This is a genomic window from Marinobacter sp. EhC06 (assembly GCF_001650915.1).
In the GTDB taxonomy this organism is placed as follows: Bacteria; Pseudomonadota; Gammaproteobacteria; order Pseudomonadales; family Oleiphilaceae; genus Marinobacter.
On the sequence record NZ_LXYO01000012.1, the window covers coordinates 43,385 to 57,852 of the forward strand.

Sequence of the window (14,468 nt, forward strand, 5' to 3'; positions counted from 1 at the left end):
TGAAATACACCCCGTTATAGTAAGTTTTATACCCCCAACCGCTGCAGGATACCCCCAATGGCGACGGACAAGCTGACCGACAGACAGATCAAATCTGCCAGCTTCGAAAAGTACGGCAAACGCACAAAGCTCTCAGATGGTGCAGGCATGTACCTGTATATCCAGCCGTCGGGCAAGTATTGGCGCATGAAATACCGATTCGGCGGCAAAGAAAAAACGTTGGCGCTGGGGGTATACCCAGACGTTCCACTGAAGCTTGCCCGGCAGAGGCGCTCTGACGCAAGAGCATTAATCGCTGACGGCATAGACCCCAATGAGATCAAAAAGCAGGAAAAAGCCGCCGAGCAGGAGAAAAGCGACACCTTTAAGGTTGTTGCGGAAGAATGGCTGAAGCTGAAAAAAGGAGAGCTCTCCGAAGGCACCTTGAGAGTGGCACGCAGAAGGCTGGAAACCTGGGCCTACCCGAAACTCGGCCACTTGCCCGTCGCAGACATCAAGCCTGCCAAAGTTCTGGAAACACTTCGCGAAATCGAGAACCAGGGTAAACACGAGACCGCGCACCGCATCCGTCAGCGCATTGGTGAGATCTACCGGTACGCCATCGCCGAAGGCCGAGCAGAAACAGATCCCACGTCAGCTCTACAGGGTCTACTCAAGACAGTTCCCACACGAAATAGAGCGGCAATTACAACACAGGCCGAACTCGGTTCTCTGTTAAAGGCCATTGAGGCCTACGGTGGCCACGCCTCCACCAGAGCAGCACTGAAGCTAGCCCCTATGCTCTTCTTGCGCCCTGGCGAACTCCGCAATGCTGAGTGGACGGAGATAGATCTCGAATCCGCCACCTGGGTTATCCCGGGAAAACGGATGAAAGGCACGCTCAAAGCAAAACGAGCCGGTCAAGTACCGGATCACATTGTTCCTCTACCGAGGCAGGCTGTGTCAGTACTGAAAGAGCTCCACACAATTACAGGCGGTAAAAATCTGGTATTCGAATCCACCCGCGTCGGCCGCCCCCTCTCTGAAAACACTATCAATGTCGCATTGAGATCGATGGGGTTTGATGGAAACACAATGGTTGGTCACGGCTTTCGTGCTACCGCGTCCACGTTACTTCACGAGCATGGCTGGGACCATCAGGTTATTGAGCTCCAACTCGCACACAAACAGAGAGATCAGGTGGCTGCCGCATACAATCGATCCGCTCGTTTAAAGGACCGGACTATGATGATGCAAGCATGGGCTGACTACCTGGACAAGCTACTCAATCAAGCTTGACCTATTCCCAACCCCGGCTTGAGCCTAGTGAGGTATCTTTTCCTCACTTCGTCCTCTTGCTCGTAGGTAAGGGATACTCGGTCATGGGCGGAAATACCTGCACTTACTTCAAGCTCGCACAACCTCTGAAGCGCCGCTTTCATCTCATTTTCTGATCGCAAAGCCTTCGCCCGCCAGGTAGCCAGCTCCACTTTGAGCTCCTCGTTTTTTCGCCCTAGATAAGATTCTTCAGTCCTCCTCTCAACAGCCGTAACCTTCTTAGAAAACCGTCTCGCCAACTCCTCTTTGTCATCTCGAAGTTCCTCTGCACATTTACGCTTCAGCTCGTCCATTTTCAGGATCAACGACTCGAGCATCGCAACTTTGGTCATATCCTCGTCTTTCGCCAATTTGGCGAGCGCTGAATTGGCGGTCTTAGACAAGTGAAACTGAACAGGCTTCTTCTTCGGGTCTTTTCTCCGATCTCGAGAAGAGTGCGCCCTCTTCATCTTCTCCAAAATGGGGGCATATCCCTTCTCGTCAGCGGCAATGTCTACAATCAAATAGCGAAAGAACGAAGCATCACGATCATTCACCCAAGATGAAGGATAAACGCCTCGCTCCGTCAAATAATTGATCCCCCACTCAACCTCCTTCTCATCTTTCAGATTCAACCAACCAAAATACTGTTTCAGCCAATTCTTCATAGCTTCTCAATGAACCTCGATGGTTAACTCTCCGCCCACACATACTCGCTGCAATTTAAACAGGAATGCTAAGACGTGGAACAAACACATTAAATTAAGCATTACATTAAGTCTAACTACTTAGTCTCTAACAAGTGCTACACTAAGTATAAATTACGAGGTTTTACCTATAGGTATTTTTTAAGACGCTTATTCGGCAAAAGGATTGTATAACGTGCGGCTTTGCATCACTCAAATCTCGGACAGTATAGGACCGGAAACACGTTTTTTCCTTTTAAGATTTTTTATGACAGATGCCTTAGGCCTGCCAGGAGTACTCAGGGTTGAGGACGTTGCCAAAAAATTGGTGATGGGTCGCAGCCAAACGGGAAAGGCGCTAAAGGAGCTGACCGAAGCAAGATATCTGTCAGTAACGCCTGTGGCTCAGCCCGGGAAGGGCCGGCCAAAGAGTCGATACGACGTGACGACTAAGTTGAAGGCAGCGCTAGATGCTTCGAGCACTATCCCATTGCCCCATCACCGGCTCATTGAGAGCTTGATCGCCCCAGATAAAGGTTCAAGCGCTACAGACCGGAGACATCAACTCAAAATTCCATCCCGACTACTGCTTGCAACGCTTCTTGCGCTTTCGGACGAAAAGGGAGTCGTCAGAGATGCAGGCATATCTACCCTAGTTGTTCACACAGGAATGGGACCAGACCGAATTCGGAACCATATTTCCAAACTTCGCGAGCTTGGATACATTCGCCGAGTCGTTCCAGGAGTGTCCAGCAGCAGGTTGTTTGGAACAGTGGGAAGCGCATACATTCTGAATCTGAAGCATGACAGCTACAGAGAGTCTGCATACTCTGGGACCTTATGGCTCATAACACTCAGTGCTGAAGATTATCGCCAACTACCATTCGAGGCTCACAGGCTGGTAAAACTTGCCAGGACATCTGGTGGGAATTCTCTCCAATCACTCTGCCAAACTCAGAGAGGCCTCGAAGATCTTAGGATCGATTACGATCCTAAGAAATTTCACTCATTCGCGTCGCGACTAATTGAGGCCGATCCTTATCGTCTTGCCCCAAGACTTCAGTTCGAGCTGGAAATGACGGCATCGAAGATTTTATCAGAGTTGGGTGAGACGCTTTCTTCAGCCACCCTTACTGTGGACGAACAAATCCAGGAGCAATATTTTGGCGCCTCTGTTGCACCAAAAAAGTTATTTGAGGGCGAGGATGAAGCTCGCACATCACTGCTGAATGTTCTTTATCAGCTCGCCTGGCAGATGGCAAAGGAAAGGCGGGACCTCATAGCTAGCCTCAATAGCCGAGGAACGAGTTATTTACTACATCACCCTCCCGGCAAGCTGAACCCAATGACACAACTTCCGGGCAGCAAATACTTCGCAGTAGAGTCCATTTGCGATGCCACTGAAAAGTCGAGCATCGTTGATATTGCTATCAATCCGGACCAACCTCACCTATCGACCCGTACAGAGTTTAGCCACCATTCGCTTGAAAGCGCCATTTTGCGTCGTTTTGGTCTCGGGTAAGAGCAACCCCAGCATGATCATTCATCCACTCCGGTCCTCTGAGAACATTACACAGCTAGAGCGAGACCTACCGACCCCGACAGACCACCATCCATAGAACGACATCGGCGTCCAATCATTTCTTACAGGGTTTGGCAATACTCTGAACGCAACTGTTTCGGAGAATCCACATGCGAATCCTCAGACTGCAAGATGTCATCAGCTATACCGGTCTCGCCCGTTCGACAATTTACAAATATGTCGATGAGGGCTCTTTCCCAAAACCGGTGCCTCTCGGAGGCCGTTCTGTCGGTTGGGTTGAATCCGAGGTTCAGACATGGATCAAGCACGCCATCCGAAGGCGAGATAACGCCTGAACCAGGAAAGCGTACACAACCCACCAAGTCTTCCATCTAAATATCTATTATTAGGCAACTACTGAACATCCGAAAAACATTACATATCAATACCTAACACCAATAATCCGAAGGGTTTCGTCGCAAAAAAAGCATGATGAAGCCCTATTTCACCATTTCAGTCAGATAAATCCGTATCACCGCATGAGAGCCTAACCAATGACCTTTCTTAACAATAACGACGCGCTTCTTGAACACCTCACCACTCTCAAACGCCAAGCAGAGCAGGTTGGTCGAATCTTACTCAGCAACCCTCTAACTGAAAGCGCGGGTAAACGAATCTTGGAATGCGCTGAACAAGTACTCATCACTCCCCGCGATCAATTTAAAACTAAGCCGATAACGTTCTACTGCCAACATAGACAATGCCCCATTTGCCAATGGCGACGATCAGATAGGGCTCGAGCCAAAATGCACGGGCTCTTTGACGTGAATCCCGGACTTGCCGACGGAAAGTGGCTTTTCCTCACACTTACAGCGAGAAATTGTCAGACGTGGAATCTCCGAGAAACGCTGAAAAGAAGGGCGAAAGCCTTCAAGCGCTTGACGAGAAGGAAGTTCTGGCGAGAAAACGTACTGGGTGCAATTCGCTATACCGAGGTTGATGTCGGGCAGGAAGAGCCCGATACAGCGCACCCGCATTTTCATTGCTTATTGCTAGTTAGGCCCTCTATGTTTGAGGGCAAAAACTACTTGTCAGAAGAGCGGTGGCGCGATGCGTGGGGCCAGGCACTGCAGGAGGGCTATCTACCAAGACTAGAGGTAAAGCGTTTACAGGGCACTCCAGACCAAATCCGCTCCCAAGTCGTTGCAGTTTCTGGCTATTCAACGAAAGCACGAGCCGGAGTACCAGACGCTAGATGGCTGATATCCACTACTCAGCAACTTAAAGGGGAGCGACTCATTCAGACATCGGGAGTATTGAGCGATATTGCGCAGCATCTCAACAGCGAAGACGTAGTCGACGCTGATTGCTCTCCGCCCCTACGGCAAGCGTTGCAGGGACCGACGTTCCGTTGGGACCATCGAAGTGGATATTATTATTCTGTTTGACCGATTCCCCCGTCTTAATCTGATCGCGGATAAAGTAGTCCAGACCAGTATCTACCATAGACCGGGGTAGATACTGGTAGAGCTCAAATCCACTGACTTCAGTTAGGTGCCTCTAGCGCCGGCGCTCTATTCTGCTCACAGTGGATAGCATCTCCTGAAGAGATCTTCTCTTGCTCGGAGTCGATGGAATCACCACCATTTCCCGCGAATCCGGCGAGAACAATTTTCCATGCTTTCGACCCCGTTTGAATATCCAGCCATCACGAACGAGGTGTTTTGTATACAGATTAATGTCCTTATCCGAAGAGAACTTCATACGGTACCTCCGGCTTCATTCGAATACCGAGAGAGAAACCGCTCCGGATTAAAGTTCACCTGCTCAAAAGCTTTCTGAACACCAACCTCCAGAATTGGCTGGCTGTACTTATATCCTGCTGAACATGGCGAGTTCTGGAAAAAGCGACCCTGAGGATCGATCATGATGTAGGACTCAACCATGTCCTGATTGTCCTCAACAACGGCAATCCGGTGATAACGCCAATGGCGCTCCACGAACGACTGAAACTTCTTCTCATTGATGGTCATGGACCGATCTGTAACCGGCAGAGCTCTGAGTATCTTCCACTTATCCGGTTGCAACAGGCTGATCAGATCCGAAAAATCATCCTCCCAGTTCACCCGATTTACCACGGTGTTGAGCTTGATCTTGATTGCAGGGTTTCGTTCTCTAATCGCGTCGACAGCACTCTGCAGCTGCCTGAGATCCAGAAAATCCCCTTTTGAGTTCAGGCGGCCAATGAGCTGATTACTAAGGGCATCGCCCGAATCGATGCTGATACCAAGGACCTCTAAGCCCGACCCGATCCTGCGAGCAATCCGCTCAGTGAGAAGCGACCCATTCGTTATCAGGGAGGCCTTCAGCCCTACCCTACTCGCGAACTTGACGGTCTCTTCGACAACAGAGGGAAACAATAGAGGTTCTCCTCCCGCGATATTCAACCGCGTATTGGCCCAAGCCATTTTCCAGGCCAAAGGATTCCTCGAATTGATCGGATCGAAGAACTCCCGAAGCTCCAACAACAGCTGATGTATCTGATATTCTTGGCGGATCAGATCTTTGACATCTTGATCGCGCTGCCAATGCGCGTAGCAATAACGGCACGAATAGTTGCAGGCTTCGGTCAGATGCCAGTTGATAACTAGCTGTTTCGGATCGTGAGCACTGTAGTACAGCATCGTTGACTCTCCTCGGTTTAACGAAATGAGAGCCAACAATAAATTTAGGTTGGTTGGGTTAGTGGAAAACGCTTTCCCGCCCCATGGATGGAAGCAGTTTTGAGCAATATTCCCTCGAAAGAGTCAGTCCTAGCCTTCATTCGAGACGTATTCCAGGCAGGACCAGCCGACAAAAAAAGAAAAGAGTTCGAGCAACTTCGCAGGCAGAGCAACATCCAGCTCAAGACGACAGAAGATTATGTAGATGAGATTTTGTCCGCTCTCGGCTTGGATGAAGTTGCTCAGTTACAAGCCCGAGAGCTCTTTTTTCGTTGGTCCGAAGTCAATAACTTTCTCGAACGTAACATATGGGTTTCACATTCAATACCCAGACACATCATTTGGCTGATGGCGACACACGTCTACGCTCCAGGCCTTGGCAGGCACCTTGCGTTCTGGGACTCAGTCCAAAAAACTGATCCCGGAATGTCTGGAGGGCGCTTTTGGTTTCTTCCGTCGGTAATGTCGGAAAGCGATGTGAAACTGACAATGCCGGTTACCCAAGTTCTGAATTGGCTTCTAGACTCACTCTCATGTTCGCTGGACGAGCTTGCTCAGGTCCTTTCCAACTCCCTCACCATAACGGGCCGAGAGAAAGATACGGCCGCAGACTTTAGAGCCATTCGTAAAACGCTACGGAACTGGCATGCCGCGACAAGCACCCCTGGAGTCAACAAAATCCTGGAGCTCTTTAACAGCAGACTGAATCTTCCCTTCAACGGCACTTTCGATTGGGATGACAACCAGAGCCTAAACGACAACTTTAACAGAGCAAAGGCTTTCGTAAATCAAAAGGGTCTGTCAGCCAAAGTGTTGAGTATCGAAACCCCGATTCCTGAGGCAACAGTCAAAGAACTCCTGGAAAACCCACAGCCGGGGACCGCAGAGAAAGAGTACTTTTGCTACCACCTTACCCGGCGCTATCACACTCCAGACACGCGAACCATCCGCAAACGTCTTCTCTATGCCAGGGCATTTCAAGCCACGTATTTTAAGCTTGCAGGAGCCATCGGAGTCCCAAAAGAGGCGCAGAAACTACCCAACCCCTCAATCAACCCTGCGATCCAGGTAGTTTCCATTTTTCAGATTGCATACAACCTGACAATTGATAGTTGCAGGAAATCCGAGGATGAGCGAAACGAATACGAGCTGTTCATCAAGTCGATAGAAGAACGATATCCTCTGGAAGCTCACACAACATTTCTGTCGCTGAATAAGCTAAGTGGCAGCCTCCACTCTCTCGCAAATCAATTAAACAAGAGATTAATGTGGTTAGGTCAAGACGATGCCGTTGAGGATGAGCTACCCATGGGCTGCTCCAAAGAGCAATTCGCTGCACTGTACAAGCGAAAGTCTGAACTTTTGATGTCATGCCAGATAGATCATGATGAAAGCCATCGGTTGAATACTGCGACGAAAGATGGCGATTTATATCAAGGTATCAACCGCACTCGAAACTGGCCTGCCCTCAACAGCGTTATTAACTCCAACACAATCTCATTGCCCGTGCGGAGGGCCGCAGCATGGAGAATGGTGGATATAGCAAGCACCGACCTGGAACACGCCTACGGACTCGTTGCTTTGTTATCACAATTGCTAAATGATCCAGATAAACGAAACCGCCCCACGGATGCTCAAGATCTTGCAGATGCTCTGTTCCGCCGAATCAAGCGAACCTCAACAGAGAAAAACCTTAGCCCCGTCATACGCCAGCTCGAAGCGAAACATGAACTAGCGAAAAACCACCTAAAAGAGTCAAAAGCGAAATTCGACCAGGCACTTGATGAGCTGCGTGTTAAAGGCTTCGGAACTTTGCGAGGAGAAGTTGCGAGAGATGCCCTCGCAGTCTTCGCAAGCGGGCTCTATCGGGGTTTCAACTCAGGCGCCTGTGACCAATACACGCTATCGATTATCAACTACGGCGGGCTTGAAACCCCTGCTCCATGGTACCTGCCTTCTACCGAGGAGCTGGCCAATAAAGCAAAAGACTATTTCTGGGAGTGCCTTTATCAGCCCTATGCAGGCGTACCAAGACTCAGTCTCAACGGAGTTCAACCAAGCGATGCATGACCTCAGCGACATTACATCGATTACAAAAATTTGTTCAGGACGCAAAATCGATTTGCCACATGTCGCCGGTATTTACGCGTTTTGGTGGATTGGTAACAGGGAAACGCTTTTAAACTCTAACCGTTCTATTGTTCTTAAAGGTCCCGGAGGGAAAGGCGTCACGGTACGATACGAAAACTGGTGGCCAAAATACTTGAAGTTCCCGTGCCTTTACGTGGGCAAAACCACAAACATTCGTAGGCGATTTTCACTTCATCTGAAAAGGGGATGCCCAGGACAACTACACAAACCCGAGAGAGAAAACCGAAAAGTTGCCCCGAACACCACCTCATGCCAGCTTCGTTGGGGCATTGAGCACATCTTTCCCGATGAGAAACACCCACTAAAAATCATTGAATCGTCAGTGGGTTTCTCTTATCGCACTGATTTTGGAGAGAATGCTGTTGCCGAACGTTTTTTCCAAGAGGACCTTTTAATTGGTACCTGGCGGCCATGGTTCAATATCGACTCAGAGCGATAGCGAATACGCTACGTCTGTGTCAGTCGGCAAAGCGGCAAGGCTTTTCAAAAGTGGCTACTCACCTCAAAAATAGCTCGACTCCTGCAACTGTGTGATGACGTCAAAGGCGAGCTGTTCATCCCTATCAAATGCCGTATCGAGCATTTCGGTGTGTCGTGAATCTGGATAAGCTCCGTGTAAACAGGCTAGCTCCTGTACGAATGGCTCCTCACTACTCATTAAGTCGGAGCCAGGTTTCCACTCTGCAAAATCATTGATTGGAGCCCGATGGCCATCAATCCCATCAAGTCTGAGTCCATTTATAACTAGCATCGCCGCGCCTTGACTTTGCACCTCGCCTAATCGTTCAGCATTGCAACTTATTTGGTACCTCCCGGTCCGGAGTACTTGAGCTGCTGCATTGACGGCATTCGTTCCCAGATTCAAAACCTCGGTCACATCTCTTGTGGCGATTGCTCTGCTGACCCGAGAGATGAGAAATAACTCTGGGTGCTCGTCCAGCTTTCCAGCCATTGCTAGCAGCTGGTCGTCCGGCAGAAGGTAAATCAGTCTGCCGGCAAAATAACGAAGCTTTGGGATCGCCCGTTTTCGTCCAAAGCCACTTGCGGGCACGTGTTCCAAATGGCTATCGAGAGCTTCGGTATAATTACTCCGTGCCAGTAATGCTTGGCGTACCAGGGATGCTACCGAGATTTCCCGAATCCGCCTTCTTGCCCAGCTATATCGACGAGCCCAGTCGTATGTCCGTTCAACAAAAGATGACTCGGCAACGGCGCTTTCGTAATCCAAGAGGGGGAGGCGAATTCCATTGTCTGAAAAAGCCCGATGAAGCTCAGCTTTCAGTCCTGGCTTGTAAAGGAGCAGCTTTTTTATATTCGAGACGAGCTCCATCCAAAGACCGCTATCTGAACTTGAGAAATCATTCTCTCCTTCTAACCAAGTCGAGGCTGAAACCCTAAAGTCTTTATCCCCGGTATGAAGTTCGAGTTCAAGTTCACCCAGCAATTCAGAGAGGCGATGCCTTCCATCCGCGGTTCTGCCCTTCGTACCTGCTATTACAACGTCATCCACGTAACGCCAATAGTGACCCGGAAATTCTGACTCCATCTTTTGGTCGATTTCATCCATTACCAAGTTTGCGACGAAGTGGCTGAAGGCAGGCCCAGTCAAAATCCCCTGCGTCCCCGCACGCTCTGAGATCAAACCATGGTCATGGATTATTCTTTCCCCTAGCTCAATCCAACCCGGCTCAAGGCCCGCCAGCTCACTGCGTTTCTTCCATACTTCCTGAGCCCTATCTATCTTGATTGATGGGTAAAACTTCTTGATATCTGTGTACAAAAGAAAGTCGACGTCATCAGCGTGGCTCGCCGCTGCAATTGATCGATGTCGCTCCCGAAATCCATTAAAGTATGGCTCGAATATGCCGTCTTCCGAGCCATTTTGAGGAAGGCGATAGCTATACACACAAGACCGGGCTTGAAAGGGAGGTTCCGCAGCACATCGATTGATCAGAGCAGCTTCGGCGTACATCTCTGTGGGAGAGGGTATATCTATTCGTCTATGAAGAACTTCCCCCTCATCATCCACCTCCTTGAAATGCTGGGATCCGAAGTAAGGGGCGTTGCTCCGGGTCCGGACCAAATGCGTCGCTATCTCATTCGCCCACCGATCTCTGCGGGCACACCGGTTATTTAGAAAATATCGCAGCCCAACATAGGCTAGCGTATCTCTCCGTCGATACTGGTTGATAGCCCGCAGTGCCAGAGTCTGAGCCCTCATTCCGCACCACCTACTTCCGGCAAATCGAATCGAACAACGGTTAGATTGGAGCGAACGTCATGGTCTTTCAGCGGATGCTTAAACTGACTCGTCGAGGAAGCAAAACCAATATCTTTCGCGTTCCTGCCATTGCCGAAGACGACTTGGAAATTATCCTTGAACCACTTAGTTACTTTGCCCAAAAAGCCGGATTCACTAGTGACATCGTTTTTTCCTGGCTCGATCCAAATTGCTGTACTAAAGATTTCGTCGGTGCTGTGCCTGAAAATCTCTTCGAACTGTGGTTTGGCTTTCTTCCAATTACTACTCGAATTTAGAAAGCCGGAAAAATTGGCCAAAATAACCATTCGGGCAGCTGCGTTTTGAGAGTGGAGGGTCATTTTTCGAACCAAGTTCGTCGTCGAGAATGCATCCAAGGCATTCCAAGGCACTATGTGAGGCTCAATGGTGATAGCCTGATCTGCCAGATCTTTTTTGACACTCTGCAGCATCGAGTTCGCGTAACCTCTGGAGAACTCTGAAATCTCTCCAGCAAGGATCACCACTGTCAGAGGGTTCCTCGGAATACGTTCTTGCTTGCGAAGCTCTGCGAGAGTTGTCAGTACTGTGAGAATGGACGCCCCTGCACCTGCGGGAATATCAGCGATAAAAACGCGATTACCGGAAAACGTTTGATAAAAAGCGTCAGAGATATCATCTAATTTTCCTTTTGGATCGAGCATTAGCATCGATACCCTCGCTGACGAACCGGTGAATCGCCACGTCAGATGATCTTTAGATTCCTTCTCAGTCAAACCACCGATTAACTTTTTTGGCGCAGGTTGTCTGGCCTTATCGAGCAGTCCATGCTTCTTGAGGAGGCCTGTCCATGAAGAAATCAACATGGGAGGCAGGTGAATCATTGAGGATACTGAACACCAGAGCTCTTCCGGTATATCGTAGCGCCCAACAAGCCGTCTTTTACCCCGCTTGAACAATTCCATGCGTACTGCCTTACCTATCCGTTTGTATCCATTAATATCAAGCAGAAGTAGACTGCTTGGAATGAGCGCCAATCACATCCCTAACCTGGCTAGGATCGAACACGGTATCAAAGCACCAGGAACCAAACCCACCTTGCTCGTTAACCGCCTTGATCCATGTATCCATCGCTGCACGCTTGGCCCGGTTCTGCTCTGAATCCTGGCCCTTTACTTCAAGAACCAGAGTCTGTCCGTTCTTAAGTCGAATCAGATAGTCGGGCACAAAGTTACGGGATGAGCCATTCCAGAGATATCGAACTTTAAAGCCGAGATGATCATTTTTAGCCCAAGCCTGAATCGACTCATCCTTCTCACAGATGTCTGCCACCGGTTTTTCCCAGGTACTGTCATACACTACATGGCTGATCTGTGAACGCTCGGTCGGCCGACAGGGTTTGGTAGTCAGCCACGGGCGCATTTGTGAGGTCGCGCCAATAGGCTGTTGCTCATCGAACAACGCCTCCAGGCGCTCAACGTTCTGCTTGCTCACGAAGCGGTTTACATGGGTAACCACGTTGTCCATATTCAAAGCAAACAACAGTCTGCGGCGCACCGGGTCTTGATGCCACAGGCTCGGGATATCGAGTTTGTCTGACTCCAGAAATTGCTCAACAATTCGAATCAGCTGCACCGCCAGATACTGCTTGTCTCCTTCAAAACCGTCGCTACTACTCAGGAACAGCTTTCGTGCAGCCCGGAAGATCAGGTGTTGTAAGCGGAAGTCTTCTACAGCCTTCTCAAGGTCGATCTGAGAGACCTGCGCAAGGTTTGGAATACCAGTCAACGCAGGGGCAATCTCAGCGTTGAGCGGTGTTTGAGCGGGATCCAGGGTCAAAGGCTCCACCTCGCTCCAATCCATCTTCAGTTCAGGTTTCAGAACGGTCTGAACGCGGTCAATATTGGGCCAGCGTATTTCGAAGTGGTTTCTGCCTGGCTCCACTTCAACACGCACACTCGGTTTCGGCGGAGGAGGCGTTTCGCCACCCTCACCGACTTCCTGGAATATCGAAAGCGGCACACCGAACACATTTACGTACTCCGGAATAAACTTACCGCTCTCGTCCATGTCGTGAGCGACACGACGCAAGCCTCGTCCAATCACCTGCTCACAAAGAAGCTGGCTACTAAACGCGCGCAGGCCCATGATGTGAGTTACGTTGGCTGCATCCCAACCTTCGGACAGCATGGCCACCGAAATCACGTTCTCAAGGTTCTGGCCAGGCTTGCCACGCTTCCCTACGGTGTCGACCAACGCCCGAAGTTGGTCTTCTTGTTTCTCCGCCAGCAGGGCCTCTTTCTTGTCTGCGGGCAAACCGGATGCCTCTATAATTTCCTCAAGCCGAGCAACGTAATCTTTATCCTTCGTGATGCTCTCACCACGCTCTGCTTTTTCCAAAACCTTTGAGTCCACACGCAAGGTGGCCTTTGGGTTCTGGGTGCCAGAAATCAGGCAATCACCGCTATTAAAAAAATGCTCAATACGAGAAGCCGTTTCCGTCCGGTTACAGACCGTTAGCAGCACTGGCGGAATGGTATGACCGTTTTCTTCCCAGCTCTTCGCGGTCTCCCTCCAGTCATAGGCCAAAATCGCATAGGCTTTCTGGACCAGATCCGGAAGCGGATCGGTCGGCTGAGCCTTCCTAGCCAGGTCCTGCTTTACAGCGTCATCGCGATACAAATGGTAGAGCTTGCTGGCGTAGGTCTTCGCATCAGGCAATGCATCATCCCGGACCACGATTCGAGGCGTTTTGACCAACCCCGCCTCAATCGCATCGTTCAACCCGAAATCCGAGATAATCCACTCGAAGAGCCCTTTCTCAGTATTCTTTTTGCCGGTGGGAGAAAACGGCGTCGCCGTCACGTCGAAGCAGCGACGAATACGGCGGGTTTTATGAATACGGTCCAGCCCCTCAATCCATCGAGTGGCTTCCTCCAGATCGATCCCCATTTCCTCCGCTTCTTTCTTGCTGACCTTCACTTCAGCTTTCTGGCGGTACGCATGATGGGCTTCATCATTGATGACCAGAATGTCTTTGAAGGAAGCCAGCTTGCCCAATACCCGGCGGGTGAAAGCTTCATCACTTTCCTTACCCTTTTTCACTACAGAACGAGTTTGTTCCTTCAGGGGCATCAGGCTATGCCAGTTCTCGATCACCAACGATACCTGGTTCAGCTTTTGGCGCATGGCTTCGTTAGGGCACAAAACAAACTCGTCGTAGACGTTGCTTTCATTGCCTGGGTTAAGGACCTGAAGTCGACTTTTGACCGTCAGACCAGGGGCCACTACGAAAATGGCTTTGGAGTAACGCTTGTCTTTCGGATAGGTGACGGCATTGAGGGTTTGCCAGGTAATGATCAGAGCCATCAAAGAAGTCTTACCAGACCCGGTGGCCATCTTGTTGCAGATACGCTCCCACGGCCCGCCATCACCTTGGAGGAAGATGCCTTGACGGTATTCCTCCGGAGCCTCCAACCACCAGATCAAGGACTCGATCGCTTCGAGCTGACAATAATAAAACGGGTATGGTCTCGGGCCGCCATTCCAACGTTTTGAGTCGGGATCCCACTCACCTCGGGAATACCAGTGGTTGAGCAACTCCCGGGATACGCTAGTTACGCCAGGCCAACCGGCATCACGCCACTCATCGACTCGCTGGCGGATCCGGTTGACCGTTTCCAGTTCCTCTACCCGTCTGGTGTTGTTGCGGGGGTCATAAAGCTCATAGGCGGCAGGCCTGCGACCCTCAACTACCCCAGCAACCCGACCATTATCGTCCTGAGACCAGTATTGGTTGGGCTTGTCATAAGGTGAATTGATCACCAGGGAATTCGGTTTATCTGCCATGA

At 50.2% G+C, this 14,468-nt stretch carries 11 protein-coding genes; 6 read left to right on the plus strand and 5 right to left on the minus strand.

Going from position 1 to position 14,468, the window contains the following annotated elements; translation table 11 throughout:
• Nucleotides 1–57 precede the first annotated feature (57 nt).
• Entirely contained in the window at nucleotides 58–1,278 is a 1,221-nt protein-coding gene (locus tag A8B84_RS06595; RefSeq protein WP_058340673.1) for a tyrosine-type recombinase/integrase, read from the plus strand.
• On the opposite strand, the gene A8B84_RS06600 is transcribed toward A8B84_RS06595, so the two are convergent.
• Nucleotides 1,269–1,964 (minus strand): hypothetical protein, encoded by a 696-nt coding sequence (locus tag A8B84_RS06600; protein ID WP_058340672.1) that lies wholly within the window; start codon nucleotides 1,962–1,964, stop codon nucleotides 1,269–1,271. The genes A8B84_RS06595 and A8B84_RS06600 overlap by 10 nt on opposite strands.
• Before the next feature lie 1,093 nt (nucleotides 1,965–3,057).
• On the opposite strand from A8B84_RS06600, the gene A8B84_RS21465 reads away from it, so the two are divergent.
• From A8B84_RS21465 to A8B84_RS22135, 3 genes are all read left to right on the plus strand, one after another.
• Nucleotides 3,058–3,504: a hypothetical protein gene (locus A8B84_RS21465; protein ID WP_138103031.1), complete on the plus strand. Its 447-nt coding sequence runs from the start codon at nucleotides 3,058–3,060 to the stop codon at nucleotides 3,502–3,504.
• A 170-nt stretch (nucleotides 3,505–3,674) separates the two neighbouring features.
• Nucleotides 3,675–3,860 carry an AlpA family transcriptional regulator gene (locus A8B84_RS21255; RefSeq protein WP_082640916.1) on the plus strand — a complete coding sequence of 62 codons (186 nt, stop codon included), beginning with the start codon at nucleotides 3,675–3,677 and terminating at the stop codon, nucleotides 3,858–3,860.
• 198 nt (nucleotides 3,861–4,058) lie between these two features.
• A complete protein-coding gene (locus A8B84_RS22135) occupies nucleotides 4,059–4,952 on the plus strand; it encodes a protein rep (RefSeq protein WP_064227459.1) in 894 nt (297 codons plus the stop codon).
• A gap of 312 nt (nucleotides 4,953–5,264) precedes the next feature.
• On the opposite strand, the gene A8B84_RS06620 is transcribed toward A8B84_RS22135, so the two are convergent.
• Complete coding sequence (locus tag A8B84_RS06620) at nucleotides 5,265–6,188, minus strand: viperin family antiviral radical SAM protein (protein WP_058340668.1); 924 nt, start codon at nucleotides 6,186–6,188, stop codon at nucleotides 5,265–5,267.
• 99 nt (nucleotides 6,189–6,287) lie between these two features.
• Here A8B84_RS06620 and A8B84_RS06625 point away from each other — a divergent pair, with 99 nt between their 5' ends.
• Both A8B84_RS06625 and A8B84_RS21470 read left to right on the plus strand, forming a co-directional pair.
• Nucleotides 6,288–8,297, plus strand: a complete 2,010-nt coding sequence (locus A8B84_RS06625; RefSeq protein ID WP_064227458.1) for a hypothetical protein — start codon at nucleotides 6,288–6,290, stop codon at nucleotides 8,295–8,297.
• Entirely contained in the window at nucleotides 8,290–8,817 is a 528-nt protein-coding gene (locus A8B84_RS21470) for a hypothetical protein (RefSeq protein WP_138103029.1), read from the plus strand. The genes A8B84_RS06625 and A8B84_RS21470 overlap by 8 nt, the downstream gene beginning before the upstream one ends.
• Nucleotides 8,818–8,880: 63 nt before the next feature.
• On the opposite strand, the gene A8B84_RS06630 is transcribed toward A8B84_RS21470, so the two are convergent.
• From A8B84_RS06630 to A8B84_RS06640, 3 genes are all read right to left on the minus strand, one after another.
• Entirely contained in the window at nucleotides 8,881–10,284 is a 1,404-nt protein-coding gene (locus A8B84_RS06630) for an RNA-directed DNA polymerase (protein WP_138103027.1), read from the minus strand.
• A gap of 311 nt (nucleotides 10,285–10,595) precedes the next feature.
• Complete coding sequence (locus A8B84_RS06635) at nucleotides 10,596–11,582, minus strand: hypothetical protein (protein WP_058340665.1); 987 nt, start codon at nucleotides 11,580–11,582, stop codon at nucleotides 10,596–10,598.
• Nucleotides 11,583–11,619: 37 nt separating this feature from the next.
• Nucleotides 11,620–14,466 carry a BPTD_3080 family restriction endonuclease gene (locus A8B84_RS06640; protein WP_058340664.1) on the minus strand — a complete coding sequence of 949 codons (2,847 nt, stop codon included), beginning with the start codon at nucleotides 14,464–14,466 and terminating at the stop codon, nucleotides 11,620–11,622.
• Nucleotides 14,467–14,468 lie beyond the last annotated feature (2 nt).